Raw genomic sequence first — 25,366 nt, forward strand, 5'->3', positions numbered from 1 at the left:
CTGGTGGCTGGGGAAGGCAACGGGGACGACTGGGCAAGGGAAGTGGGCAACGGTGAGTGATCCAGGACGAAGCGTGGGGCTCGGCGAGGGCGCCGGTACCGCTCAGCGGGTTGCCTCGTCCCTGCGGGACCGCATCGCGGAGGGCGGTCTGAAGCCGGGGGCGCAGCTGCCCGAGGCGGCGCTGGCCCACGCGTACGGCGTGTCGCGCAACACGGTGCGCGAGGCGTTCCGGCTGCTGGTGCACGAGCGGCTGGTGGTGCACGAGTTCAACCGAGGAGTCTTCGTCCGGGTCCCGGGCGTGGCGGACATCGCCGACATCTACGCGGTGCGGTTCGCGCTGGAGACCGCGGGGGTACGGGCGGGCGGCGCGGCGTCGCCGCGGCTGGTGGCGGATGTGCTCCGCGCGGTGGAGGACGGGGAGAGCGCCGCGGTCGCGGGCGACTGGCCGCACGTCGCCGACGCGGGCATCCGCTTCCACCGTGCGCTCGCCGCCCTGGCGGGCAGCCCGCGCACCGACGCCTACATGAGTGCGATCCTCGCGGAACTGCGCCTGGTGTTCCAGGCGATGCCCTCCGCCGCGCACCTCCACGAACCCTTCGTGGGCCGCAACCGCGCCATCGCGGGACCGCTGGCGGACGGTGAACTGGAACTGGCCGAAAGCGAGTTGCGGAGCTATCTCGTCGACTCGCGGCAACTGATCCTCGACACGCTGGACGGGCAGACGGAGGCAGGAGAATGACGACGGCAGACGGGCGCCGGCCCGAGGAGTCCGAGGGGTCCGAGGTGCCGGGTGCGACGGAGAGCGTGCCGGCCGGTGCCCCGCCCAAAGTGATCGACCTCAACGCCGACCTGGGGGAGGGCTTCGGCCGCTGGACGCTCACCGACGACGAGGCACTGCTGTCGGTCGTCACCAGTGCCAATGTCGCCTGCGGCTTCCACGCGGGGGACCCGGTGACGATGCGCCGGGTGTGCGAGCTGGCCGCCGAGCGGGGGGTACGGATCGGTGCCCAGGTCTCCTACCGTGACCTGGCCGGCTTCGGACGGCGCGCGATGGATGTGCCGCCGGACGAGCTCGCGGCGGAAGTCGCGTACCAGATCGGCGCGTTGGAGGTCTTCGCCCGTGCGGCGGGCTCTCGCGTCGCCTATGTGAAGCCGCACGGCGCGCTCTACAACCGGACCGTCCACGACGCGGAGCAGGCGACGGCGGTCGTCGCCGGGGTACGGCTGGCGGGCGGCGGCCTTCCCGTCCTGGGGCTTCCCGGCTCGGAACTCCTGGCAGCCGCCGAGCTCGCCGAACTCCCCTCCGTACCGGAGGCGTTCGCTGACCGTGCCTACACCGCCCGGGGAACGCTGGTCTCCCGCCGGGAGCCGGGAGCGGTGATCCACGACGCGGACGCGGTGGTCACCCGGGCGGTGACGATGGCCACCGAGGGCGAGACCACCGCCCTGACCGGCGAACGCATCCAGGTCCGCGCCCGCTCACTGTGCCTGCACGGCGACACCCCAGGAGCATCGGAGCTCGCCGCTCGTGTACGTGCTGAACTGGTGGGCGCTGGCGTCGAGTTGGAGCCGTTCGTATGAGGGGCGTGGGTGGCGCGGACCGCTGCGCGGGCGGCAGTGGGGGTGACGTGGCCGACGCGAACAGCGGCAGCGTCGGGGAGAGTCGTGCCGAGGCGGACGGCCTCATGCGTGTCCTCCCCATGGGGGCGCACGCCCTTCTCGTCGAGATGCCCGACCTCGCGCGCGCCCAGGCGCTCCACGCCGAGCTCCGCCGGCGCCGGGCCGCAGGTCAGATGCCTTCCGTGCGCGCCCTCGTACCGGCCGCCAGGACCGTCCTCATCGACGGCCTCGACGCACCGCAGGCCTTCGCCGCGACCCTCCGGACCTGGCACATCCCGCCGCTCGTCGCCGACGAAGGCCCGCTCGTCGAGATTCCGGTGCGCTACGACGGGCCCGACCTCGCCGACGTGGCCGCCCTGTGGGAAATGCCCGCCGAGCGTGTCCCGGAAGTGCTCGGCGGGCTCGAACTCCGCGTCGCCTTCTGCGGGTTCGCGCCAGGTTTCGGGTACCTCACCGGGCTGCCCACCGCCCTTCACCTGCCGCGCAGGTCCAGCCCGCGTACCGCCGTGCCCGCCGGGTCGGTGGCCCTGGCCGGCGAGTACGCGGGCGTCTACCCGCGCTCGTCCCCCGGTGGCTGGCAGCTCGTCGGCTCCACCGACGCCACCCTGTGGGACCCCCGCCGTGAACCCGCCGCACTGCTCGCCCCCGGTACCAGGGTGCGTTTCACCGAGGAGACCCGTACCCGATGACCGAGGCCACCCCGGCAGCGCAGGAGGTCGTACGCCCCGGCGCCCTCAAGGCCACCCCGGCAGCTCTGGAGGTCGTACGGCCCGGCGCCCTCACCACCGTCCAGGACGAGGGCCGCCCCGGCCACGCCCATCTGGGTGTCCCCCGGTCCGGCGCGCTGGACGCGCATGCCCACAGGCTGGCCAACCGCCTGGTGGGCAACCCCCCGGCCGCCGCCACCCTGGAGACCACCGCGGACGGCGTCGCACTCCGTACCCGCGTCCCGGTGACCGTCGCCGTCACCGGCGCCCCCTGCCCGGTGCGGGTCGACGGGGTGCCCGCCGCCTGGGGCGCCCAGGTGCGGGTCCCGGCCGGTGCGCTGCTCGACGTCGGCCGGCCGACCTCCGGCCTCCGTACGTATCTCGCCTTCGCGGGCGGAGTCTGTGTCGAGCCGGTCCTCGGCAGCCGCTCGACCGACCTCCTCTCCGGGCTCGGCCCGGAGCCGCTGGCCGAAGGTCTGCTGCTTCCGCTCGGGCCCCCGGTCGCCGCGGTGCCGGCGGTGGACACCGTGCCCTGGCACGCCCCACCCGCCGAGCTGGTGCTGCCCCTGCTGCTCGGCCCCCGGCACGACTGGTTCACGGCGGAGGCACTGGTGGTGCTCGCCGCCCCCGGCTACCGAGTCTCCCCGGCCGCCAACCGCATCGGCCTGCGTACCGAGGGACCTGCTCTCCCGCGCGCCCGGGACGGCGAACTGCCCAGTGAGGGAATGGTGTTGGGTGCCGTCCAGGTGCCTCCCGACGGCCGCCCGGTGGTCTTCCTCGCCGACCACCCGGTGACCGGCGGCTACCCGGTGATCGGCGTGGTCCCCGAGGAGCACCTTCCGGCGGCGGCCCAGGCGGTGCCGGGAACCCCGATCCGGTTCGCGGTGATCGGTTCGCGGTGATCGGTTCGCGGTGATCGGTTCGCGGTGGCAAGCCCCAAGGGTGCGCTGGATTCGAACTTTGTTGAACAGTCACCGAGTGCAGAAAAGTTGTGATGGGCTTCTCTTCCGAGGTTCACACCATGTGGGTCTCGTGCAAAAGGGGGGCTACATGTTTCGAGGGAACGGCATACGGACGGCCGTACCGGCCGCGGTCGGAGTCGTAGGGCTGCTCGCCTGTGCGGTGGCGCCGGCGCAGGCTGCGCCGAAGCACCAGGGCGGTGTCCACTTCGGCTGGATCCAGTACAACGGGGCGGGCGCGGACAGCGGATCGAACGCGAGCCGGAACTCCGAGTGGGTCCAGATCCACAACGCCACCGGGTACGCGGTGCAGCTCAAGGGCTACAAGGTGCGCGACAAGGCAGGTTGGACCTACACCTTCCGCTCGCTCACGCTCAAGGCGGGCAGGACGGTGACGGTCCGGACAGGCAGCGGGGGGAACACGGCCGCCAATGTGTACTGGGACCACCGGTACCGGGGTCGTGCCGCCTACGTCTGGAACAACAGCGGCAAGGAGAACGCGGCCCTGCTCAACGCGAAGGGCAAGCAGGTCGACTCCTGCGCCTGGCAGGGCAAGGGGCAGCGCACCAAGGCCGAGAGCGTGAACTGCCACTGACGGGACTGCGGTTGGTGAGCTGCGGCGCCCCGCACCGGGAGGCATCCGGTGCGGGGCGCCGTCGCCCGCTCCGCCGCACCACCCGGCCCGCGCGATCGGCCGGCGGTGCCAGGAGCGCTTCGGGCGACCCATCGGTCAGCGTCGCCCGAAGCGCCTCGCGAGTCTTCCCAGGGTGCCGCCCGACGAGCGGTGCCAGGCGCGGAAGTCGGCAGCGTGACTCCCTCCCGTACGGCTCAACTGGTCCGTCAGGGCGGACACCTCACGGCTGGTGAGGTGCTGGAGAGCCGGGCGCAGCACTTCCTCCAGCAGGGCGCTGCGGGTTTCGTCCCACAAGGGGCTCGCGCCGGGGTGTGCGCCCCACGCGGTGAAGCAGTCGGCGGCATAGGAAGGCACGGTGCGCAGCCGGTCCTGGATGGCGGCCGACCGGGCCGTCGCCGCGTACGCGCCCAACAGGTCGACGTCGCCGGAGCGGGCGAGGGCGGAGAGCTCGCCCACCGGGCGCTGTTCCGAGAGCAGGTCTCGGGCGAGCAGGCCGAACACCCGCCGGAGTACCGGGGGTTCGACCGGTTGCGCCGCCGCGCGCAGCGTCAGGGCGGTGGCCACCGGTCCCGCCCCCGCGCGCCCCTGTGCCAGGGACTCCGCGAACTCCAGGAGCCGCAGCGCGCCGAGCTGCCGGGCGTCGATCTCGTGCGGGAAGCAGCGGATCAGGTCGGCGGCGAGCGGAGTGACGTCCGGGTCGTCGGCCGGCCCTTCGAGTGCCGCACGGATCAGCTCCGGGTAGGTGCCCGCCGTGCGGTGCGCGTCCGAACCCGTCTCACCCAGGATCCAGCGGGCCTCCTGGGGGGTGGGCAGCAGCTCGCCGGGCCAGACCAGCCGGAAACCGGTACGCAGCACCAGCGGCTCGACCATGGGGGAGACCCCGGCGGCGCGCAGCACGGTGTGCAGGGTGGCCTCGCGGTCGTCCGCGCGCGCCGCCCCCGGTTCGGCGCCCGGTTGCGGGTACGCGGCGCACATCCGCAGGTGCGGCAGCCCCTCCGGGGTGCCGCGCAACAGGTCGGCGGTGTGCAGCAGCCGTACCAGCGTGAAGGGATTGTCGGGCGCCAACGCGTCGAGGTGTACGAGGAGTTGGGCGTGCAGGGCCGAATGCCTGGTCAGCGCCTCATGGACGGCTGCGCCGCGTGCCCGCTCGGGGTCGGCGAGGAGTTCGTGGGCCAGTCGGCGGGCCAGCTCGGGGACCGCGGCCGGATCGTCGTCCTCCGAGGCGACGAGCGCGGCCAGCGGGGCGGTCGTCTCGGCAGGTACCTTGCCGTCGACGCGCTCGGCGAGCTGTTCCAGGGCGGCCAGTTCACCGTCGGGGCGGGCCCCGGGAACGGGTGCGCAGAGCGCGCCGAGCAGAGCGGGCCAGTCGCTCGCGGACAGTCCGTCGGCGTACTCCGTGGCCCATACGGCCGCTGCCGTACGCCCCACCGAGTCGAGCGGGACCCCGGCGCTGAGCGCGGTGGCGGCCAGCGGACCCGCTTCGAACTCGCCGTCGTAGAGGGAGGGCTGGGCGGCGGCCCGCTTGAAGAGTTCGGGCCGGCCGGCCAGCCAGACCTGCGCGGCCACCGCGGCCCAGGTGTCCTTCCGCGACTCGCCACCGAGGGCGCCGGAGTGCTGCCCGGTGCGGTCCAGGTCCTCCGGCGCGGCGACGTCCGCGGCGGGCTGCGACGCGGTTCCGGCCCCGGCGCTATCTTGCGACACGGCCCCGGCCGCGTCCCCCGGCCAGGCCCACGGAGGCGGCTCCACCACGTCGCCAGGCCCCGGCGGCCCCGACGAGGTACGCGCCCGGCCGCCACCGCCACCGCCACCGTCATCGCCCCCGCCGGCCCGTACCGCAGTCCCGCCACGCCCCTCCCCGTGCACCCGGAACCCCGCCGCGGGGAACACGACGTCCGGGGAGGTTCCGACGATCTGCTGGAGTGCGTGCTCCGGGCGTTCCGCGTAGGTGGTGAAGGTCAGGCCGTGCGCGTGTTCGCGCGGCAGTGCGGCGCCCAGGACCGCGACCCAGCGCGCGATGTCGGCGGGATCCTCCTCGATCAGCACCACCGGCTCCGCGCCCGGGTCCTCGCGCAGGCGCCGTACGTCCGCCAGCACTCGGGCCAGGCGCGGCCCGCGGGAGGCCGCGAAGTCCGCGAGGCCGTCCCGGTCGAAGAAGCCTGCGGCCGGGGTCAGCAGTTCCAGCGGCGCCGGGGAAGCGCCGGGCTCTGGGGCGACCGGCGCCCAGCGCGGCGAGTCCCAGGCGGTGACGGGCAGCGCGCCGCCCGGCAGACGCTCTCCCGGGGGCAGGTGGACGGCGTGGGTGTGCGCGGCGCCGGTCTCCGGGTCGGTCGTCGTACGGCTGAGCAGCCGGCTGCCGTCGGAGAGTTCGGTGAGCGAGAAGGCGGAGGCGGGGAAGGCGGCCAGTACCTCCTCCGCCTCGTCGAGCAGCGCGCGCGGAACCTCGGGGCTGACCGCCGTGAACCCGGCGGCCGAGGTGTAGTGAAGCTGGGCCAGGCTCATGCGGTCGCTCGCTCCCTTGGTGCGGTGGGTGGGACGACAGGGACGTGGTGCCCGGCGCCGTGCCGGCATACCTTGCCGTGCCGGCGTACCTCCAAGATCACTTCTCCCTGCGACGTGCCTATACCAGCAGATCCCGGCGCTGCCTGCTGCGCTTTGCGGGATTTTCATGCCCGAAGGAGCGGGTGGGCGGAGCACGGTGCGGCGGGCGCCGCCGCGCCCGCCCGTCCGCTGCGGGAGCGGTGACGGAGCCCGCCGCGCCCGCCCGTCCGCTGCGGGAGCGGCGTCGGAGCCCCGCTGCGCCGTCTACTGCAAGCAGGACGGTCCCAGCAGTACCTTCAGGTCGCCGTAGAGTGCCGGGTCTGCCTTCACCCGGTGCCTGTCCAGGCGCAGCACCGTCGTCTTGCGCGGGCCCTGGAGCTTGATGCGCACCTCCGTGTCGCCGCGGTGGTGGGAGAGGATCTCGCCCAGCTTGCCGACCATCGGCGGGGTGACCTTGACGGTGGGGATGGTGAGGACAACGGGCGCGTTCGTGCCCGCGTCGGAGATGTCGGGGACCTGGAGCTCCATCGCGACCAGGCGCGGAATGTCCTCGCGCTTGTCGAGGCGGCCCTTGACGAAGACGACCGTGTCCTCGGTGAGCTGGGTCGAGATCAGCTGGTACGTGGCGGGGAAGAACATGCACTCGATGGAGCCCGCGAGGTCCTCGACCGTGGCGATGGCCCACGCGTTGCCCTGCTTGGTCATCTTGCGCTGGAGGCCGGTGATCAGGCCGCCGATGGTGGTGATCGCGCCGTCCGAGTAGTCACCGCTGGTGAGCGAGGCGATCGCCGCGTCCGCCTTGTCGGAGAGGACGTGCTCCAGTCCGAAGAGCGGGTGGTCGGAGACGTACAGGCCGAGCATCTCGCGTTCCTGGGCGAGGAGGAACGACTTGTCCCACTCGATGTCGCCGATGGGGGCGTCCAAACCGAAGCCGGGGGAGTCGTCAGGGCCCTCCGCGCCGAGGTCGCCGAAGAGGTCGAACTGGCCCTCGGCCTCCTTGCGCTTCACCTGGACGACCGCGTCGACCATGTTCTCGAAGACCGCGGACAGACCCTTGCGGGTGTGGCCCATCGCGTCGAACGCGCCCGCCTTGATGAGGGATTCCGTGGTGCGCTTGTTGCAGACGACCGACTCGACCTTGTCCAGGTAGTCGGGGAAGGAGGAGTACTTCCCCTTCGCCTTGCGGCACTTGACGATCGAGTCGACGACGTTCTGGCCGACGTTGCGCACCGCGGTGAGCCCGAAGACGATGACGTCGTCGCCCTGCGCGGTGAAGTTGCCCGCGGACTCGTTCACGTCCGGCGGCAGCACCTTGATGCCCATGCGGCGGCACTCGTTGAGGTAGAGGGCCATCTTGTCCTTGTCGTCCTTGACGGACGTGAGGAGCCCGGCCATGTACTCGGCGGGGTAGTTGGCCTTCAGGTAGGCCGTCCAGTACGAGACCAGGCCGTACGCCGCCGAGTGCGCCTTGTTGAACGCGTAGCCCGCGAAGGGGACCAGGACGTCCCACACCGCCTGGATCGCCTCGTCCGAGTAGCCGCGCTCGCGGCAGCCCCTCTGGAAGGGGACGAACTCCTTGTCGAGTACTTCCTTCTTCTTCTTGCCCATGGCACGACGCAGGAGGTCCGCCTGGCCGAGCGAGTAGCCGGCGAGGACCTGGGCCGCCTTCTGCACCTGCTCCTGATAGACCACCAGGCCGTAGGTGATGCCCAGGACTTCGGCGAGCGGCTCCTCCAGCTCCGGGTGGATCGGGGTGATTTCCTGCTGCTTGTTCTTGCGCAGCGCGTAGTTGGTGTGGGAGTTCATGCCCATCGGGCCGGGGCGGTAGAGCGCCGACACGGCGGAGATGTCTTCGAAGTTGTCGGGCTTCATCAGGCGCAGCAGCGAACGCATCGGGCCGCCGTCGAACTGGAACACGCCCAACGTGTCGCCGCGCGCCAGGAGTTCGTACGTCGGGCCGTCGTCGAGCGGCAGCGAGAGGAGCTCCAGGTCGATGCCCTTGTTCGCCTTGATGGCCTTCTGGGCGTCCTGCATGATCGTCAGGTTGCGCAGGCCCAGGAAGTCCATCTTGAGGAGGCCGAGCGACTCACAGCTCGGGTAGTCCCACTGGGTGACGACCACGCCGTCGTTCTTAGGCGAGAAGACCGGGGCGTGGTCGATGACCGGCTCGCTGGACATGATGACGCCGGCCGCGTGCACGCCCATCTGGCGGACCAGGCCCTCGATGCCGCGCGCCGTGTCGATGACCTTCTTGACGTCGGGCTCGTTCTCGTACATCCCGCGCACCTCGCCCGCCTCGCTGTAGCGGGGGTGCTTGGGGTCCGTGATGCCGTTGAGGTCGATGCCCTTGCCCATGACGTCGGCGGGCATCGCCTTGGTGATGCGGTCGCCCATCGCGTACGGGTAACCGAGGACGCGGGCGGAGTCCTTGATCGCGTTCTTGGCCTTGATGGTGCCGTACGTGCCGATCATGGCGACCTTGTCGGCGCCGTACTTCTCGGTGACGTACCGGATCACCTCGCCGCGCCTGCGCTCGTCGAAGTCGATGTCGACGTCGGGCATCGAGACGCGCTCGGGGTTGAGGAACCGCTCGAAGATCAGACCGTGCGGGACGGGGTCGAGGTCGGTGATGCCCATGGCGTACGCGACGATCGAACCGGCCGCGGAGCCACGTCCCGGCCCGACCGCGATGCCGTTGTTCTTGGCCCACATGATGAAGTCGGCGACCACGAGGAAGTACCCCGGGAAGCCCATCTCGATGATGATGCCCATCTCGTAGTCGGCGAGCTCCTGGCGGTCCTGCGGGACCTGGCCGTTGAAGCGCCGGTTCATGCCGATGCGCACCTCTTCGCGGAACCACGACACCTCGTCGTACCCGTCGGGCACGTCGAACTTCGGCATCAGGTTCTTCGGCTCGAACATGCCGGAGGTGTCGACCCGGTCGGCGATGAGGAGCTGGGTGTTGCGGCAGCCCTCAAGCCAGGCGTCGGAGGAGTCGATGGCGTACATCTCGGCGGCGGTCTTGAGGTGGTAGCCGGACCCGTCGAAGCGGAAGCGGTCCGTGTCGGAGATGTTCGAGCCGGTCTGGATGCAGAGCAGGGTGTCGTGGGCCGCCGCCTCGTTGGCGTACGTGTAGTGCGAGTCGTTGGTGACGACGAAGGGCGCCTGGATCTTCTTCGCCACCTCCAGGAGGCCCGCGCGGGCCCGGCGGTCGATGTCGATGTCGTGGTCCATCAGCTCGACGAAGAAGTTCTCCTTGCCGAAGATGTCCTGGAACTCGCCGGCCGCCTTGACCGCCTCGTCCAGCTGCCCGAGACGGATCTTGGTCGAGATCTCGCCGGACGGGCAGCCGGTGGTGGCCATCAGGCCCTCGCCGTACTCCTGGAGCAGCTCGCGGTCCATGCGCGGCTTGCGGAAGAAGCCCTCCAGGCTGGCCCGGGACTGGGCGCGGAAGAGGTTGTGCAGCCCGGTGTTGTTCCGCGCCCACATCGTCATGTGCGTGTACGCGCCGGCGCCCGCGACGTCGTCGCCCTTCTGGTGCGGGGCGCCCCACTTCACCGGCTTGTTGTGCCGGCGCGACTCCGGCGCGAGATACGCCTCGATGCCGATGATCGGTGTGATCTCCGCCTTCTTGGCCTGGTGGAAGAAGTCGTACGCCCCGTGCAGATTGCCGTGGTCCGTCATGGCGATGTGCGTCATGTCCATCTCGCCGCACGCCTTGAACATGTCCTTGAGCCGGGCCGCGCCGTCCAGGAGCGAGTACTGGGTGTGAACGTGCAGGTGCGTGAACGGCTGGTCGGCCACGGGGCGAGCCTTCTTCCTTGGAGCGGCTGGGCGTGCGGCACGCCGAAGGGGCCTGCGGCACAGAGCTGTCCCACCGAGGCGTACGAGGTGTCGGAGAACCCCGACCCTACCTCCCCGAAGCACCTGATCAAGGCTGCTCGCAGGACTGCCACTGGGAGTGTTTTCGCAGGTCAGAGGCGCTAATCGAGGACAAAGGCGAGGTCAGCGCGGTGTGAGAAATCCCTGTGGATCAATCCGGCGCACGCGCTTAGGCTGACGCCCCATGTCCCTCGAACTGCACCACCGCGCCGTCGTGGCGGACGCCCACAACGACCTCCTGATGGCCGTCACCGCCCGGCCGCCCCGGCGCTGGGCGGCCTTCTTCCGCGAACGCTGGCTGCCGCAGCTTCAGGAGGGCGGGGTCGATCTCCAGGTCCTGCCGGTCTTCATCGGCGACGCGTACCGGCCCGAGGGCGCCCTGCGCCAGACCCTCCGCATGATCGAGTGCGCGCACGTGCTGGCCGAGGGCAACCAGGACTCCGTACGGCTGTGCCTCGACGGCGACGACATCGACGCCGCGCACGCCGCCGGCAAGATCGCGCTCGTGCTGGCGCTGGAGAGCGCGCCGGGTGTGGACGCCTCCGTGGAGCTGTTCCCCACGCTCTTCCGGCTGGGCGTACGGGTCGCCTCGCTCGCCCACTGGAGCCGGACACCGCTCGCGGACGGCAGCGGTGAGGACGCCACCGGCAGCAGGCTCACCGAGGCGGGCGTGGCGGCGCTCGGGATCATGGAGAGCCTCGGCATGATCTACGACGTCTCGCACCTGAGCGCCTCCGGCGTCGCCCACGTCCTGGAGCTGGCGACCCGGCCCGTGATGGCCACCCACTCCTCGGCCCGCGCGCTGCGCGACCACCACCGCAACCTCACCGACGACCAGCTGCGCGGGGTGGCCGCCACCGGCGGCACGGTCTGTGTGAACTTCTTCCCGGAGTTCGTCGCGGCCGACCCGGCGGAGCAGACCGTGAACCGGCTGGCCGACCACTTCCTGCACGTGCTCGACGTGGTCGGCCCCGGCCACGTGGGCATCGGCGCCGACTTCATCGAGGAGGTCGACCACGACACGATGCCGCGCTGCTGCGAGGAAGAGGTCCCCGACGGCTTCCGGCTGTCCCTGCCCGGCCTGTCGGGGCCGCGCGGGCTGCCCCTGGTGACCGAGGCACTGCTGGGACGGGGCGTGCCCGAGGACACCGTGCGCAAGATCCTCGGCGGCAACGTGCTGGAGCTGTTCCGCAAGGAGCTGGGGCGGGCGGGGTAGGCACCGGCGGGGGCGGGCTCCCTGCCCGCACCGGCTTGGGCGGGCTCCCTGCCGGACGGCGCAGCGCAGCTGACGCCCCGCCGCGCGACGCCGGGCCGGGCGTCAGCTGCCCAGCACCACGCACGACTCCGCGGGCAGCGTCAGCACCCCGTCCTGCCCCGGCGCCTGAACCGGCTCCCACGCCGCCAGCACCCGGCTGCGCCCGTTGCGGCCCAGACCGATCGTCGCCGCGGTGTCGGAGAGGTTCACCGCCACCCTGATGTCGCCCCTGCGGTAGGCGATCCAGCGCCCCGCACCACCCGTCGCGTGGGCGGCGCGCACCGCGGACAGGTCCGGGTCCAGCAGGTCCGGGCAGGAACGGCGCAGCGCGATCAGCTCCCGGTGCCAGGCCAGCAGCCGGGCGTGCGGCTCCTGGTCCGGCTCCGACCAGTCGAGGCAGGAGCGCTCCCTGGTGCGCGGGTCCTGCGGGTCCGGAATGTCCTCCTCGGCCCACCCGTGCGCCCCGAACTCCCGCCGGCGTCCGTTTCGTACCGCTTCCGCAAGTTCCGGATCGGTGTGGTCGGTGAAGAACTGCCAGGGGGTGCGCGCCCCCCACTCCTCGCCCATGAACAGCATCGGCGTGAACGGGCCCGTCAGGACGAGCGCCGCCGCACAGGCGAGCAGCCCGGGGGAGAGCGACGAGGAGAGCCGGTCCCCGAGCGCGCGGTTGCCCACCTGGTCGTGTGTCTGCGCGTAACCGAGGAACCGGTGCGCGGGCGTCGACGTACGGTCGACGGGCCTGCCGTGCCTGCGGCCCCTGAAGGAGGAGTACGTGCCGTCGTGGAAGAAGGCCCGGGTGAGGGTCTTGGTCAGCGCCTCCAGCGGAGCGCGGGCGAAGTCCGCGTAGTAGCCCTGGGACTCGCCGGTGAGAGCGGTGTGCAGGGCGTGGTGGAAGTCGTCGTTCCACTGGGCGTGCAGACCAAGGCCGCCCGCCTCGCGCGCGGTGACGGTGCGGGGGTCGCCGAGGTCCGACTCGGCGATCAGGAAGAGCGGCCTGTCCAGCTCGGCCGCCAGCGCGTCGACCGCGGCCGACAGCTCCTCCAGGAAGTGCAGGGCGCGGGTGTCCGCGAGTGCGTGCACGGCGTCGAGGCGCAGTCCGTCGAGCCGGTAGTCCCGCAGCCAGGCCAGGGCGCTCTCGCGCAGGTAGTCCCGCACCTCGTCCGAGCCCGGCGCGTCCAGGTTGACGGCGGAGCCCCACGGGGTGTGGTGCGAGTCGGTGAAGTAGGGGCCGAACAGGGGGAGGTAGTTGCCCGAGGGGCCGAGGTGGTTGTGCACGACGTCGAGGACCACGCCGAGTCCGGCGGCGTGCGCCGCGTCGACGAAGCGTTTCAGCCCGTCGGGCCCGCCGTACGGCTCGTGCACCGCCCACAGCGACACCCCCTCATACCCCCAGCCGTGCGTGCCCGGGAACGGGCAGACCGGCATCAGCTCGACATGGGTGATGCCCAGGTCCACCAGGTGGCCGAGCCGCTTCGAGGCGGCGTCGAAGGTGCCCTCACGGGTGTACGTGCCGATGTGCAGTTCGTACAGCACCGCCCCGGCGAGCGGACGCCCCGCCCACTCCTCGCCCCAGACGTACGCCTCGTGGTCCACGACGGCGCTGGAGCCGTCGGGGCCGTCCGGCTGGCGGCGGGACCGCGGATCGGGGCGGACCGGGCCGCCGTCGAGCGCGAAACCGTACGGGCTGCCGTGCGCGGCCTCGGCCCGCACCACCCACCAGCCGGCCCGGTCCGGGTCCCGCTCCATTGGGTACGTGGGAACCGCCGCGTCCGGCAGGTGCAGCGTGACCCGTTCCTCGGCTTCTGGTGCCCACACGTCGAACAGCACTGGCGGCCCCTCCTCGTCGGCGAGCTCGGTGAGCTCCGCTTACCTGTCAGCCCCACGTCATCCTGTCAGCCCCGAGTCATATTGAGTGCCCGTTCGAAGTTGACACAACCGGCGCGCGCGAAGGCCTTGGCCGCCCGCCCCCCCGTGCGGCGGGCCGCACCGGGCCGCCGGCCGGCCGGGCGGGAACACCGGAGTTGCTGGACACCCCCGCCGTGTCGGCCCGACAATCCTCCTGTGACGCCCCCCTACGAGCCCCACACGTACCCGGCTCGGCTCTCCGACGCCGAACGGGACCGTGCGCTGGCGGTGCTGCGGGAGGGCGCGGCCCAGGGCCGGCTGTCCCACGACACCTTCCTGCACCGGATGGAACTCGCCCTCGCGGCCCGGCAGTCGGCGGAGCTGGCGGCTCTCACCGCGGACCTGGACACCGACGGCCGCTGGTCCCGGCGGATGTTCTCCGCGGTCGGCCGTGCCTCCGCGTTCACCGTGCGGCTGCGCAGGGCGTGGACGGCGGAGCGGCTGCCCAAGCTGCTGTTCCCCGCCCCGGGCCCGGCTCCGCTGCGGATCGGCCGCGGCACCGACAACGGGCTGCGGCTCAGCCACGAGACCGTCTCGCGCAGGCACGCGGAACTGGTCCTGCAGGGCGGGCTCTGGATCCTGCGGGACCTGGGCTCCACCAACGGCACCTGTGTGAACGGGCGCCGGGTGACCGGACCGGCCGTGGTCAACGACGGGGACCAGGTCAGCTTCGGCCGGATGACCTTCCGGCTGTCGGCGGGCTGACAGCGCGGGTTCAGCCGAACGGGTGCAGCGCGTACGGCCGTTCGGCCCGGGCGCAGTGCTCGGCGTACGGCCGTTCGGCCCGGCGTTGGTGCGCCGCGTACGGCCGTTCGGCCCAGTCACGGTCAACGCGGGTGCCCGTTCTGCCGATGCACCGAGCGGTGCGGGCGGCCGCTCGCACGTCCCGGGGCAAGGAACGGAACGGTGGCAGCCATGACGGCGGTACGGACAGCAGGACGCACGGCACTCGCCGCGGCGGCCGTGGCGGCGGCGCTCCTCGCCGGAACCGGCGCCGGGGCGGGCGGCGCCACCGCGGCGGACGCGGACCGGGAACCCCGCTCGGGCAACTGGCTCTACACCATGGTCATCGAGGGCGAGGACGAGGAGGCCGTGGACGACCTGGAGGGTACCGTCCTGCGCTGCCCGCAGCCGCCCGACACCGACGACCCGGAGAGCGCGGAGGCCTGCGCGCGGCTCGCGGCGGTCGACGGCGACCTCACGAGGATGAAGCGCGCCGACGTCAACTGCGCCTTCGTCTACCAGCCGGTCACCGCCGTGGTGTACGGCGTGTGGGACGGCCGGCGGATCGCGTTCGCCAAGAACTTCCCCAACCCGTGTGTGCTGGACGCCTCCACGGGCGCGGTCTTCAAGCCCGCCGGGACCACCGAACGGTAACCGCGGCGCGGGCCGCGCCGAGGGGCGACGCGGGCCGCGCCAGGGGCGGCGCCGGGGAGGATGCCGCCCCCGGCCGCCGCGCTCCTCCCGCGGAGGCCCCCTCTCAGGACGCCGGGCCCTGCGCCGCCCGCACCAGGAGTGCCACCGGGCGTTCGGCGAACAGTTCCGACAGTTCCACCGTGCCCTCGAACTCCCGGCCCGCCGCCAGCTCGTCCGTCCACCGGCCGTCGGGCAGCTCCAGCACCGTCCCCTGCCAGCCGCCCGCCTCGGCCAGCCGCATCGACAGCCGGGTGACCGCCGTGACGCTCTCACCCGCCCTGCTGAACGCCAGGCAGTGCCGCGCCTGGGGGCCACGCGCCGTCAGGGGGGTGTAGGGCGCACTCTCGCCGAAGAGTCCGGGGCGGTCGCGGCGCAACCGCAGGGCCGTCGTCGTCAGGGCCAGCTTCTCGTCCGACAGGGTGCCGCCGCCGGCTGCGCCGCCGTGCATCCGTACGAGCGCGGCCTGCTCGTACGCGACGGGGCGCCGGTTGTCCGGGTCGACGAGTGCCAGGTACTCGACTTCGGTGCCCTGGTAGAGCTCCGGCACCCCCGGCATCGTCAGCTGCACCAGCGCGGCGCCCAGGACGTTCGCCCGTACGTGCGGCGCCAGCTCACGGGCGAAGAGCGAGACCTCGTAGCGTGCCGGACCTGCGGGGCCCGAGCGGACGAAGTCCTCCAGGGACTGTTCGTAGGCCGCGTCCTGCTCCGTCCAGCTCGTGTGCAGGCCGGCCTCCCTGGCGGCCTTGAGGAGCGCGGGCGCCAGCCGCTCCGCCCCCGCGCCGGGCACGGCGAGTGCGGTCTGCCAGGCCGTCCACGCCGCGTGCGGGTCCGGTGCGGGCGCCGCCTGGGCCCACCGCCGCAGCAGCCCGGCCCACCGCTGCGGGCACTCGGTCAGCACCGCGAGCCGCGCGCGTGCGTCCGCACTGCGCTTGGTGTCGTGCGTGGACAGCACCGTCCCGGTGGCCGGCCAGTCGCGGGCCAGCCGTGCGCAGAACGCGTGGAACTCGTCCGGCGAGACGGCCGGCCGCCCGGGGTCCCCGCCCACCTCCGCCGCCGACAGCAGCGGGGCGTACCGGTAGAACGCCGTGTCCTCCACCGACTTGGCCCGCAGCGCGGAGGAGGTCTGCGCGAACCGCGAGCAGAACGCCGCGTGGTCGGGCCCGTCCCCCAGGCGGCCGAGCGCCAGCTCCCGCACGACGTCCACCGCCGCCGCCTCCTCGGCCACGGAGAACGCACCCTTCGCCTCCCGTACGGCCTCCGGCGGCAGCGTCGCCTCAGCCTCCTCCGGGGTGGGACCGCCCGCGGCGACGTAGGGCCGGTAGACGGGCATCCGGACGAGCAGTTCGCGCAGCGCGGTGCGCAGCGCCCAGGGCGCGTGGTCGCGCAGGGCCGGGTCGGCGGCGCAGATCCGCTCGGCGGCGCGCACCAGGAAGCCGGTCTCGGCGGCCAGTTCGTGGGTGAGGATGCGGTACGCGGCCCTGCGCGTGGTCGCCGCCCAGTAGCCGCCCCGGTCGCCCGGCGGATCGGCGAACGCCCGGTACAGCTCGGTGAGCTCGTCCGCGCCCGTGGGGTCGTGGAACAGCCCGTCGATCCTGTGCAGCGCGTCGTAGCCGGTGGTCCCGGCGACCGGCCAGTCGGCGGGCAGCCGCTCGTCACCGGTGAGGATCTTCTCCACGACCGTCCACACCGTGCGGCCCGAACCGTCCACCGCCGCGGTCGTCGCCGCGGCCAGCCGGCGCAGGTAGTCGCCCGGCGCGGCGAGTCCGTCCGGGTGGTCGATCCGCAGCCCCTCGACGACCCCGTCCCGTACCAGCTCAAGGATCTTCGCGTGCGAGGAGGCGAACACCTCGGGGTCCTCCACCCGCACCCCGATCAGGTCCGAGATGGTGAAGAACCTGCGGTAGTTGAGCTCGGTGCGGGCCAGCCGCCACCAGGCGAGCCGGTACCACTGGGCGTCCAGCAGCTCCGGCAGCGGCAGCTTCTCGGTGCCCTCGCGCAGCGGGAAGGCGTGGTCGAAGTAGCGCAGCACCCCGTCCTCGACGCTCAGGTGCGCCAGCTCCTCGCCGATCCGCCCGCCGAGCACCGGCAGCAGCACCTTGCCACCGCCCGCCTCCCAGTCCAGGTCGAACCAGCCGGCGTACGGCGAGGCGGGCCCCTCCCGCAGGACCTCCCACAGGGGGGCGTTGAGGTGCTCGGGCGCGGGGACGGCCATGTGGTTGGGGACGATGTCCAGGACCAGGCCGAGCCCGTGCGCACGGGCCGCGCGGGACAGCGCCCGCAGGCCGTCCTCGCCGCCCAGCTCCGCACGCACGCGTGCGTGGTCCACGACGTCGTAGCCGTGCGTCGAGCCGGGCACGGCTTCCAGCACGGGCGACAGGTGCAGATGGGAGACCCCGAGAGCGGCCAGGTACGGCACCGCTTCCCGGGCGGCCGAGAAGGGGAAGTCGGGCTGCAGCTGGAGGCGGTAGGTGGAGGTCGGCGTCATGCGAACGTACGTACCCGGATTCGGGGCTTCTGTGTCATCCACCCATGCACCGACTCCCGCGCGGAGCGTTAATTTCACCTGATGGCCGGAGAGAACGCACGAGGCACAGGCGCCCTGGCGGCGTACCGGGAGAGCTACCGCGAGGCGATCGCGCTGACCGGGCCCGTGCTGCCTGTCGTCTCCTTCCTGGGCAGACTGCCGCTCGCGATGTGCCAGCTCGGCACCCTGCTGCTGGTCGCCGAGACCAGCGGCAGCCTCGGCACGGCGGGGCTCGTGGGCGGCGCGCTGGCGGCCGGACAGACCGTCGGCGGCCCGCTGCTGGGCCGGGCGGCCGACAGACGGGGACAGCGGCTCGTGGTGCTCGGCGCCACGCTCGTCAACGCCGTCGCGGTGACCGCTCTCGTGCTTGCCGCCCTCGCCCGCGTCGAGACCCTGCCGCTCGCCCTGGTCGCGGTCGTCGCCGGTGCCTCCGTACCGCAGATCGGGCCGATGTCACGCACCAGGACCCTGGCGCTGGCCCGCCGTAAGGGCGCCGGTGAACGCCTTGTCGGGACGGTGCTGTCCTTCGAGGGCACCCTGGACGAGGTCACCTTCGTCCTCGGCCCCGCCCTCGTGGGTCTCGCCGTCGCCGTCGCGCACCCGGCCGCGGCCCTGCTCGCGGCTGCCGCCCTGCTCGCCGTGTGCGGTACCTGGTTCGCCCTTCATCCGACGGCCTCCCTGCTACGCCCGGCCGTCCGCACCGCGTCCGCCGAACGTACGAGGCTGACCGGTTCGGTGTACGCCCTGCGCGTCGCGATGGCGCTCCAGGGAGCCATGTTCGGCGCCTGCCAGGCGGGCATCACCGCGCTCACCGACGACCTCGGACGTCCCGAGCAGGCCGGACTCGTCTATGCCGCCATGGGGGTGATGAGCGCCGTCGCCGGCTTCGCCATGGCCGCCGTCCCCGCGCGGGTCGGGCTCGGTACCCGCTGGCGCCTCGCCACCGCGGCCCTGGTGGTGCTGTCGGTACCGCTGCTGTTCGTCTCGCAGCTGTGGGCGCTGTACCTCGTGGTGATCGTCCTCGGCGTCGCCCTCGCCCCGCACATGATCACGATCTTCGGGCTCACCGAACGCCTCGTCCCGGCCGGCCGGCTGGCCGAGTCGATGGCCTTCCTGATGAGCGGCGTCGTCGGCGGCCAGGCACTCGCCCTCGCGCTCTCCGGGCGGCTCGCCGAGAGCAGCGGCCCGCCCGCCGCCTTCGCCGTCGCGACCGGCGCGGCCGTGCTGTGCGCCGCCCTGTCCTGGGCGGTACGCCCCCGCAGCTCGCGGGTGCGCACCGCCCAGGTGGGTGCGGCCAGGGTCACGCGGGACGCTGAAGAACCGTCAGGCTCCGGCCGATCAGCGTGAGGTGCTCGCCCGCGTCGAACTTGTCACCCGTGCCCGGCGGCACCCCGTCGTCACGACCGGTGTCCACGACCACCTCCCACTGCTCGCCGTGGTCCTCCGGGACCATGAACTCCAGGGTCTCCGCACTCGCGTTGAACATCAGCAGGAACGAGTCGTCGGAGATCCGCTCCCCGCGGGTGCCCGGCTCCGAGATCGCCTCGCCGTTGAGGAACACGGTCAGCGCCTTGGCGTGCGCCGCCTCCCAGTCCTCGTGGGTCATCGGCTCGCCCTCCGGCGTGAACCACGCGATGTCGGAGAGCTCGTCCTGGGTGCCGCGCACCGGCCGCCCGTGGAAGAAGCGCCGCCGCCGGAACACCGGATGCTCGCGCCGCAGCGCCACCATCGCGCGCGTGAACCGCAGCAGCGTGCCGTCCTCCGGCTTGTTGCCCTCGGCGTCGGGCCCCGGCCAGGGCACCCAGGCCAGCTCGTTGTCCTGGCAGTAGGCGTTATTGTTGCCGCCCTGGCTGCGGGCGAACTCGTCCCCGTGGCTGAGCATCGGCACGCCCTGCGAGAGCATCAGCGTCGCCACGAAGTTACGCATCTGGCGCTGGCGCAGGGCCAGCACCCCGGGGTCGTCGGTGGGGCCCTCGACGCCGCAGTTCCACGACCGGTTGTGGCTCTCGCCGTCCCGGTTGCCCTCGCCGTTCGCGCTGTTGTGCTTGTCGTTGTACGCGACCATGTCGTGCAGCGTGAAGCCGTCGTGGCAGGTGGTGAAGTTGATGGAGGCGAGCGGGCGCCGTCCGTCGTCCTGGTAGAGGTCGGAGGAGCCGGTGAGGCGCCCCGCGAACTCCGCGATCGTCTGCGGCTCGCCGCGCCACATGTCGCGCACGGTGTCGCGGTACTTCCCGTTCCACTCCGTCCACAGCGGCGGGAAGTTGCCCACCTGGTAACCGCCCTCGCCGACGTCCCAGGGCTCGGCGATCAGCTTCACCTGGCTGACCACCGGGTCCTGCTGCACCAGGTCGAAGAAGGACGAGAGCCGGTCCACCTCGTGGAACTGCCGGGCCAGGGTGGCCGCGAGGTCGAAGCGGAACCCGTCCACCCGCATCTCGGTCACCCAGTACCGCAGTGAGTCCATGATCAGCTGGAGGACGTGCGGCGACCGCATCAGCAGCGAGTTCCCGGTGCCCGTGGTGTCCATGTAGTACTTCGGGTCGTCGGCCAGCCGGTAGTACGACGGGTTGTCCAGGCCCCGGAACGACAGGGTGGGCCCCAGGTGGTTGCCCTCCGCCGTGTGGTTGTAGACGACGTCGAGGATGACCTCGATGCCCGCCTCGTGCAGCGCCTTCACCGCGGTCTTGAACTCAAGGACCTGTTCGCCCCGGTCGCCCCAGGACGCGTAGCTGTTGTGCGGGGCGAAGAAACCGATGGTGTTGTAGCCCCAGTAGTTGCTCAGCCCCGCGTCGACCAGCCGGTGGTCGTTCACGAACTGGTGCACCGGCATCAGCTCCAGCGCGGTGACGCCAAGTTCCACCAGATGGTCGATGATCGCGGGGTGGGCGAGCGCCGCGTACGAACCGCGCAGCTCGTCCGGCAGGTCCGGGTGCAGCATCGTGAGGCCCTTGACGTGCGCCTCGTAAAGAATGGTGTGGTGATAGGCCGTTCGGGGCGGGCGGTCGTCACCCCAGTCGAAGTACGGGTTGACCACCACCGACGACATCGTGTGCGGCGCCGAGTCCTGGTCGTTGCGCGAGTCCGGCTTGCCGAAGTGGTAGCCGTACACCGACTCGCCCCACTCGATCTCACCGCTCACCGCCTTGGCGTAGGGGTCGAGCAGCAGCTTCGCCGAGTTGGACCGCAGCCCCTGGGCGGGGTCGTACGGTCCGTGGACGCGGTAGCCATATCGCTGACCAGGCATGATGCCGGGCAGATAGGCGTGCCGCACGAAGGCGTCGCTCTCCCGCAGTTCGACGGCGGTCTCCGAACCGTCGTCGTGCAGCAGGCACAGTTCGACCCGCTCGGCGGCCTCCGAGAAGACCGCGAAATTGGTGCCGGCGCCGTCATAAGTGGCGCCCAGGGGATATGTCTCTCCCGGCCAGACCTGCATCGAATCGACTCTTCCACTTCTGATCCGGGTGGTACGGAGCAAGGGGGACGGAGCTGTCGGGGACCTAGCGACGTGCGGTTCGGCCGCACGGTACAGCTATGAGGTAGTCGCATGTTCCCCCGAATCTTCCCCCAATGCGGGCCAACGACCCAGCTGTTCCGGCCGTCTCGGGGAACGGCTGCACCGGTTGCCCCGGGCGGAGTACCCTTCCTTGATCGTTGGCGGTGGGCGGACGAGCGTTCAGAAGGCGGTGCACGGGTGAGCTCGGGAGGGCTGGAGCTACCCCCGGGGGAGACGGGGCACGAGGGCGGCCCGGGGGACGACGGCCCGCCCGGCGCGGTCTCCCTCGCGCGTCCGATGGAGATCGGCGCGGAGCTCGACTGGGGCACGGACGCCTGGAGCGAGGTGCGCACCCGCGCCCAGCGCGCCGGGCGCGCCTACATCTGGCTCAACCTCGTCGAGCAGCGGATGCGCGCCGTCGTCGCCGCGGTGCTGCGCCCGGTGTACGAACCCGTGCACGGCGAGGAATGGGTGGTGGCCGCCGCGGGCCCGGCCGGACAGGAATGGGTGCAGCGGGCCGTCGCCGTGCGCGAGGTGAGCCGCCGCAAGGGGTACCTCCTGGACCCCGCCGACGACAACGTGCTGAGCTTCCTGACGCTGCCGCAGCTGCGCGAGCTGATGGTGCAGCACTGGCCCTGCTTCGAGCCGTACTACGACGACCGGCGCGACGTGGAACTGGCGCTGGACGAGCTGGAGGTCACCCGCAACGTCGTCTCCCGCAACCGCGCCCTGTCCGTCACCGTCCTGGCCCAGGCGGAGCGGGCCTCGGCCCGCCTGCTGGAGATCCTCGGCGCGGACTCGGGCGCGCCGTCGGCGGACCGGCTGCCGGTGGACGCCGTGGAGGACCTCGTCGGCGACCGGTACGCGGACGTGGTCTCCGTCCACCCCGACCGGGTGCGCCTCCAGCGGCAGCTGCCGGCCGAGGACCTCTTCGGCGGCGCCAGGCGCGTCGACGCGATAGGGATAGGCCTGAACCTCCTCGTGCAGAACTTCTCCGGCCGCCGGCTGGTCCGGCTGGCGGAGGCCGGCTGCCGGGTGCGGCTGCTCTTCCTCAACCCCGCGAGCAGCTCCGTCAGACGGCGCGAACGGGAACTTGGGCTGCGCAAGGGCGAGTTGAGCCGGTCCGTGGAGATGAACATCCTGCACATGCGCCGGGTGCGGGCCAGCCTGCGCGACCCCGGCGCCTTCCAGATCCAGGTCTTCGACGAGACGCCGCGCTTCACCGCTTACCTCGTCGACGGCGACGGCCCCGGCGGGCTCGCCGTCGTCCAGTCGTACCTGCGCAGGGCGCGCGGCATGGAGGCACCGGTGCTGGTGCTGCGCGGCGGCGGGCGTGGTGGTCGCAGCGGGGTGGTGCGGCACGGCGAGGACACCGAGCACGGACTCTTCGAGACCTACCGGGAGGAGTTCGAAGCGGTGTGGACGGACTCCAGGCCGGTCTCCTGAACGGCCTCCCGACGGCCCGGACGGCCCTCGGGTCCTGATTGTCAGTGCTGCGTGCGAGGGTGGTTCTCCGTCGGGGGAGAAAGACTCAAGGAGGCCCAGGGATGGGATGGCACGGGGAATCGCTGATCGGCTTCGACCTGGAGACCACGGGTACGGAGCCGTTGGACTCGCGCATCGTGACGGCAGCGGTCGTCGAGGTGCGGGGCGGGGCGGTGGTCGGGCAGCGGCTCTGGCTGGCCGACCCGGGGATCAGGATTCCGGAGCAGGCCTCGGCGATACACGGCATCACCACGGAGCGTGCCGCGGCCGAGGGGCGGCCGGTCCGTGAGGTGGCGGACGAGGTGGCCCAGGTCCTCGTCGGACACTGGGCGCGCGGGGTCCCGGTGGTCGCCTACAACGCGGCGTTCGACCTGACCCTGCTCTCCGCCGAACTGGCCAGGCACGGACTGCCCGCGCTCGGTGACCGGCTCGCGGCGCTCACCGGGGAGCCGGGCATCGGTCCGGTCGTCGACCCGCTCACCATCGACCGCGCGGTGGACCGCTACCGGCGCGGCAAGCGCACCCTCGAAGCGGCCTGCGCGGAGTACTCGGTGGTGCTCGACGGGGCGCACGAGGCCTCGGCGGACGCGCTGGCGGCCGTCCGGGTGGCGATCGCGATAGCCGAACGGCACCCCACCGTCGCGGGCCTGGGCCTGCCCGAGCTGCACCAGGAACAGGTGCGGTGGTACGCGGACTGGGCAGGCGGATTCCAGGAGCTCCTGCGCGAAAAGGGCACGGCGGACGCGATCGTCGACCCGGCGTGGCCCCTGCGGGCCCCGGCCCCGGTGCCTACCACGGGCTGAGGCAGGCGGTCTGCCCGCGGCGGGCCGAGTTCGTCTGCCCGGGGCGGCCCAGGGGCCGCTGTCGCTGACAGGCGCTCAGAACGGGTACCAGCGCACCTCGGGGTCGTTGTCCCGCAGCGAGGCCACCCGACGTCGGAACTCCGCCAGGGCCTTCGGGTTCGTCGGCGCGTGCTGGGCCACCCAGGCGCAGCTCGCGGTCTCCCGGGCGCCGCGCAGCACCGTACAGCCGTCCCACTCGCGGACGTCCCAGCCGTAGGTGGCGACGAACGCGTCGTAGGCGTCGTCCGGCAGGCCGTACCGGTCCCGGGACAGGGCCATCACCACGAGGTCGTGCTCCCGGAAGTCCGTGGAGAAGGTCTCCAGGTCGACCAGGACGGGTCCGTCAGGACCGACCATCACATTGCGGGGCAACGCGTCCCCGTGAATGGGCCCCGGAGTCAGATGCGGGTTGAGCGCGGCGGCAGCGGTGGCGAACCCGTCGCGGCGGCCCCGCAGATAGACCGCGTCCTCGGCGTCGATCGCGTCGCCCGCCAGCCGCAGCCACCGCTCGACCCCGGACAGCAGGTCCCGCGGTGGCAGCGTGAACGGCGGCGCGGGCAGGGCGTGCACCAGGTTCAGCAGCTGTGCGACGTCGCTGGGCCGCGCCGGGCGTACGGCATCGGGCAGCCGGTGCCAGAGCGTCACGGGGTGCCCGTCGATCAGCCACGGCTCGTCGGTGGCGGGACGCACGGCCGGCACACCGGCGGTCGCCAGCCACCTTCCGACGGCCAGTTCGCGCGCGGCCCGAGCGGCGAGGTCGGGGGAGCCGCGGCCGACCTTGGCCACGAACGAGCCGTCCCGGTTCGCCACCGCGAAGACCGCGTTCTCGCCCAGGGACACCAGTTCCGCCCCGGCGGCGAGACCGGTGGCCTCCAGCACCTCGCGTGCGCGCGTCTCGTCCATCGTCGTGCTTCTCCCGTGTGGCCGGTGGGTGTGCTCCCCGCGGCGGATCCGAGGTGGATCCGGCCGCGACGAATTCGCGGTGAATCCGACAAAGTCTCGCATCCGTGCAGGTTGGCTTGACGAACCCACGGGCCGTCAGCACGATTACGGGGGCCGCCGGGACGGCCAGACCAACACAAGCCGTCCGAACTGCCCAAAGGAGCCGAATTCGTGACATTGGCGACCGAAAAGGGGTGGTCCGGCAGGGCGAAACGGGACCGGCCCGGCAGAGCGGACCCCGGGCGGCGGACCGACTTCGGTACCTGGTTCCTGGTCCTGCCCGCCCTGATCCCGATCCTGGTGCTCAGCGTCGGCCCGCTGCTCTACGGCATCGCGCTCGCCTTCACCGACTCCCAGTCGGGCCGCACCGCGCCCACCCAGTGGGTCGGTGCCCTCAACTTCCAGGACCTGCTGCACGACACCCTGTTCTGGGACTCCTTCCGGATCGGCCTGCTCTGGGCGGTCGGCGTCACCGTCCCGCAGTTCCTGCTGGCCATGGGACTGGCCCTGCTGCTCAACCAGAACCTCCGGTTCCGCTGGCTGGCACGGGCTCTCGCGATCGTCCCGTGGGCCATGCCGGAAGTCGTCGTGGGCATCATGTGGCGCCTCGTCTACAACCCCGACGCGGGCATCCTCAACGAGACGCTCCGCGGTCTGGGCCTGGGCGAGGGGCGCGACTGGCTCACCGGACTCGCCACCGCACTGCCCGCCGTGGTGCTCGTTGGCATCTGGGCCGGCATGCCGCAGACCACCGTCGCCCTGCTGGCCGGACTCCAGAACACCCCGCACGAACTGCACGAGGCCGCCGCCCTCGACGGCGCGGGGGCCTGGCGCCGCTTCCGCGCGGTCACCTGGCCGGCGATCAAGCCGATCGCCCTGTCCATCACGGCCCTCAATTTTATTTGGAACTTCAACTCCTTCGCCCTGGTCTACGTCCTGACCAGCGGCGGGCCCGGCGGCCGTACCCGGCTGCCCATGCTCTTCGCATACGAACAGGCCTTTCGCTACGGGCAGTTCGGGTACGCGGCGGCGATGGGATGCATCATGGTCGCGGTCATCTCCGTACTCCTCGCGCTGTTCCTGGTGGGCCGGCTCAAGGGAGGGGAGGACCAGTGAGTACCCAAGCTCCCTTCGGCCGCGGTTCCCGCTCCCGCGCGCCCTCCG

At 72.3% G+C, this 25,366-nt stretch carries 18 protein-coding genes; 12 read left to right on the forward strand and 6 right to left on the reverse strand.

Annotated elements, in window-relative coordinates:
• Positions 1-52: 52 nt before the first annotated feature.
• The 5 genes from ACIQM4_RS01535 to ACIQM4_RS01555 all read left to right on the forward strand — a co-directional run bounded on the left by ACIQM4_RS01535 (position 53) and on the right by ACIQM4_RS01555 (position 3,881).
• Positions 53-739, forward strand: a complete 687-nt coding sequence (locus ACIQM4_RS01535) for a GntR family transcriptional regulator (RefSeq protein ID WP_401584434.1) — start codon at positions 53-55, stop codon at positions 737-739.
• On the forward strand, positions 736-1,581 hold the full coding sequence (locus ACIQM4_RS01540; RefSeq protein ID WP_401584437.1) for a LamB/YcsF family protein: 846 nt from the start codon (positions 736-738) through the stop codon (positions 1,579-1,581). Before ACIQM4_RS01535 ends, ACIQM4_RS01540 begins: the two co-directional genes overlap by 4 nt.
• Before the next feature lie 104 nt (positions 1,582-1,685).
• Entirely contained in the window at positions 1,686-2,309 is a 624-nt protein-coding gene (locus ACIQM4_RS01545; protein ID WP_401586021.1) for an allophanate hydrolase subunit 1, read from the forward strand.
• On the forward strand, positions 2,306-3,229 hold the full coding sequence (locus tag ACIQM4_RS01550) for a biotin-dependent carboxyltransferase family protein (protein WP_401584440.1): 924 nt from the start codon (positions 2,306-2,308) through the stop codon (positions 3,227-3,229). Before ACIQM4_RS01545 ends, ACIQM4_RS01550 begins: the two co-directional genes overlap by 4 nt.
• 148 nt (positions 3,230-3,377) lie before the next feature.
• Positions 3,378-3,881 carry a lamin tail domain-containing protein gene (locus tag ACIQM4_RS01555; RefSeq protein ID WP_401584442.1) on the forward strand — a complete coding sequence of 168 codons (504 nt, stop codon included), beginning with the start codon at positions 3,378-3,380 and terminating at the stop codon, positions 3,879-3,881.
• 135 nt (positions 3,882-4,016) lie between these two features.
• On the opposite strand, the gene ACIQM4_RS01560 is transcribed toward ACIQM4_RS01555, so the two are convergent.
• Both ACIQM4_RS01560 and dnaE read right to left on the reverse strand, forming a co-directional pair.
• The gene (locus tag ACIQM4_RS01560) at positions 4,017-6,419 is read right to left on the reverse strand and encodes a GTPase-associated protein 1-related protein (RefSeq protein ID WP_401584445.1); all 2,403 of its coding nucleotides are present in this window, start codon (positions 6,417-6,419) and stop codon (positions 4,017-4,019) included.
• Positions 6,420-6,722: 303 nt separating this feature from the next.
• Entirely contained in the window at positions 6,723-10,262 is a 3,540-nt protein-coding gene (gene dnaE, locus ACIQM4_RS01565) for a DNA polymerase III subunit alpha (RefSeq protein ID WP_401584447.1), read from the reverse strand.
• A 262-nt stretch (positions 10,263-10,524) separates the two neighbouring features.
• On the opposite strand from dnaE, the gene ACIQM4_RS01570 reads away from it, so the two are divergent.
• Positions 10,525-11,556 carry a dipeptidase gene (locus tag ACIQM4_RS01570; protein WP_401584450.1) on the forward strand — a complete coding sequence of 344 codons (1,032 nt, stop codon included), beginning with the start codon at positions 10,525-10,527 and terminating at the stop codon, positions 11,554-11,556.
• A gap of 102 nt (positions 11,557-11,658) precedes the next feature.
• Here ACIQM4_RS01570 and treZ read toward each other — a convergent pair whose 3' ends face one another.
• A complete protein-coding gene (treZ, locus tag ACIQM4_RS01575) occupies positions 11,659-13,422 on the reverse strand; it encodes a malto-oligosyltrehalose trehalohydrolase (protein WP_401584453.1) in 1,764 nt (587 codons plus the stop codon).
• A gap of 234 nt (positions 13,423-13,656) precedes the next feature.
• Here treZ and ACIQM4_RS01580 point away from each other — a divergent pair, with 234 nt between their 5' ends.
• The gene (locus ACIQM4_RS01580) at positions 13,657-14,205 is read left to right on the forward strand and encodes an FHA domain-containing protein (RefSeq protein ID WP_401584455.1); all 549 of its coding nucleotides are present in this window, start codon (positions 13,657-13,659) and stop codon (positions 14,203-14,205) included.
• Between the two features lie 210 nt (positions 14,206-14,415).
• Positions 14,416-14,877, forward strand: coding sequence for an SSI family serine proteinase inhibitor (locus ACIQM4_RS01585; RefSeq protein ID WP_401586024.1), 462 nt, complete (start codon positions 14,416-14,418; stop codon positions 14,875-14,877).
• 103 nt (positions 14,878-14,980) lie between these two features.
• Here the strand turns inward: ACIQM4_RS01585 and treY are convergent, their stop codons facing one another.
• Positions 14,981-17,401, reverse strand: coding sequence for a malto-oligosyltrehalose synthase (gene treY / locus ACIQM4_RS01590; RefSeq protein ID WP_401584458.1), 2,421 nt, complete (start codon positions 17,399-17,401; stop codon positions 14,981-14,983).
• A gap of 81 nt (positions 17,402-17,482) precedes the next feature.
• Between treY and ACIQM4_RS01595 the strand changes: the two genes are divergently transcribed.
• On the forward strand, positions 17,483-18,787 hold the full coding sequence (locus tag ACIQM4_RS01595) for an MFS transporter (protein ID WP_401584460.1): 1,305 nt from the start codon (positions 17,483-17,485) through the stop codon (positions 18,785-18,787).
• Here the strand turns inward: ACIQM4_RS01595 and glgX are convergent.
• The gene (gene glgX, locus ACIQM4_RS01600; RefSeq protein WP_401584462.1) at positions 18,741-20,873 is read right to left on the reverse strand and encodes a glycogen debranching protein GlgX; all 2,133 of its coding nucleotides are present in this window, start codon (positions 20,871-20,873) and stop codon (positions 18,741-18,743) included. The genes ACIQM4_RS01595 and glgX overlap by 47 nt on opposite strands.
• A gap of 258 nt (positions 20,874-21,131) precedes the next feature.
• Between glgX and ACIQM4_RS01605 the strand changes: the two genes are divergently transcribed.
• Positions 21,132-22,379 carry an SAV2148 family HEPN domain-containing protein gene (locus ACIQM4_RS01605; protein ID WP_401584465.1) on the forward strand — a complete coding sequence of 416 codons (1,248 nt, stop codon included), beginning with the start codon at positions 21,132-21,134 and terminating at the stop codon, positions 22,377-22,379.
• A gap of 101 nt (positions 22,380-22,480) precedes the next feature.
• Positions 22,481-23,221, forward strand: a complete 741-nt coding sequence (locus tag ACIQM4_RS01610; RefSeq protein WP_401584468.1) for a 3'-5' exonuclease — start codon at positions 22,481-22,483, stop codon at positions 23,219-23,221.
• 75 nt (positions 23,222-23,296) lie between these two features.
• Here the strand turns inward: ACIQM4_RS01610 and ACIQM4_RS01615 are convergent, their stop codons facing one another.
• The gene (locus ACIQM4_RS01615; protein WP_401584471.1) at positions 23,297-24,163 is read right to left on the reverse strand and encodes a phosphotransferase enzyme family protein; all 867 of its coding nucleotides are present in this window, start codon (positions 24,161-24,163) and stop codon (positions 23,297-23,299) included.
• Positions 24,164-24,373: 210 nt separating this feature from the next.
• On the opposite strand from ACIQM4_RS01615, the gene ACIQM4_RS01620 reads away from it, so the two are divergent.
• Entirely contained in the window at positions 24,374-25,318 is a 945-nt protein-coding gene (locus tag ACIQM4_RS01620; protein ID WP_401584473.1) for a carbohydrate ABC transporter permease, read from the forward strand.
• The last annotated feature ends 48 nt before the right edge of the window (positions 25,319-25,366 follow it).

Origin of the sequence: Streptomyces sp. NPDC091272, from assembly GCF_044757485.1 — a bacterium.
Lineage (GTDB): Bacteria > Actinomycetota > Actinomycetes > Streptomycetales > Streptomycetaceae > Streptomyces.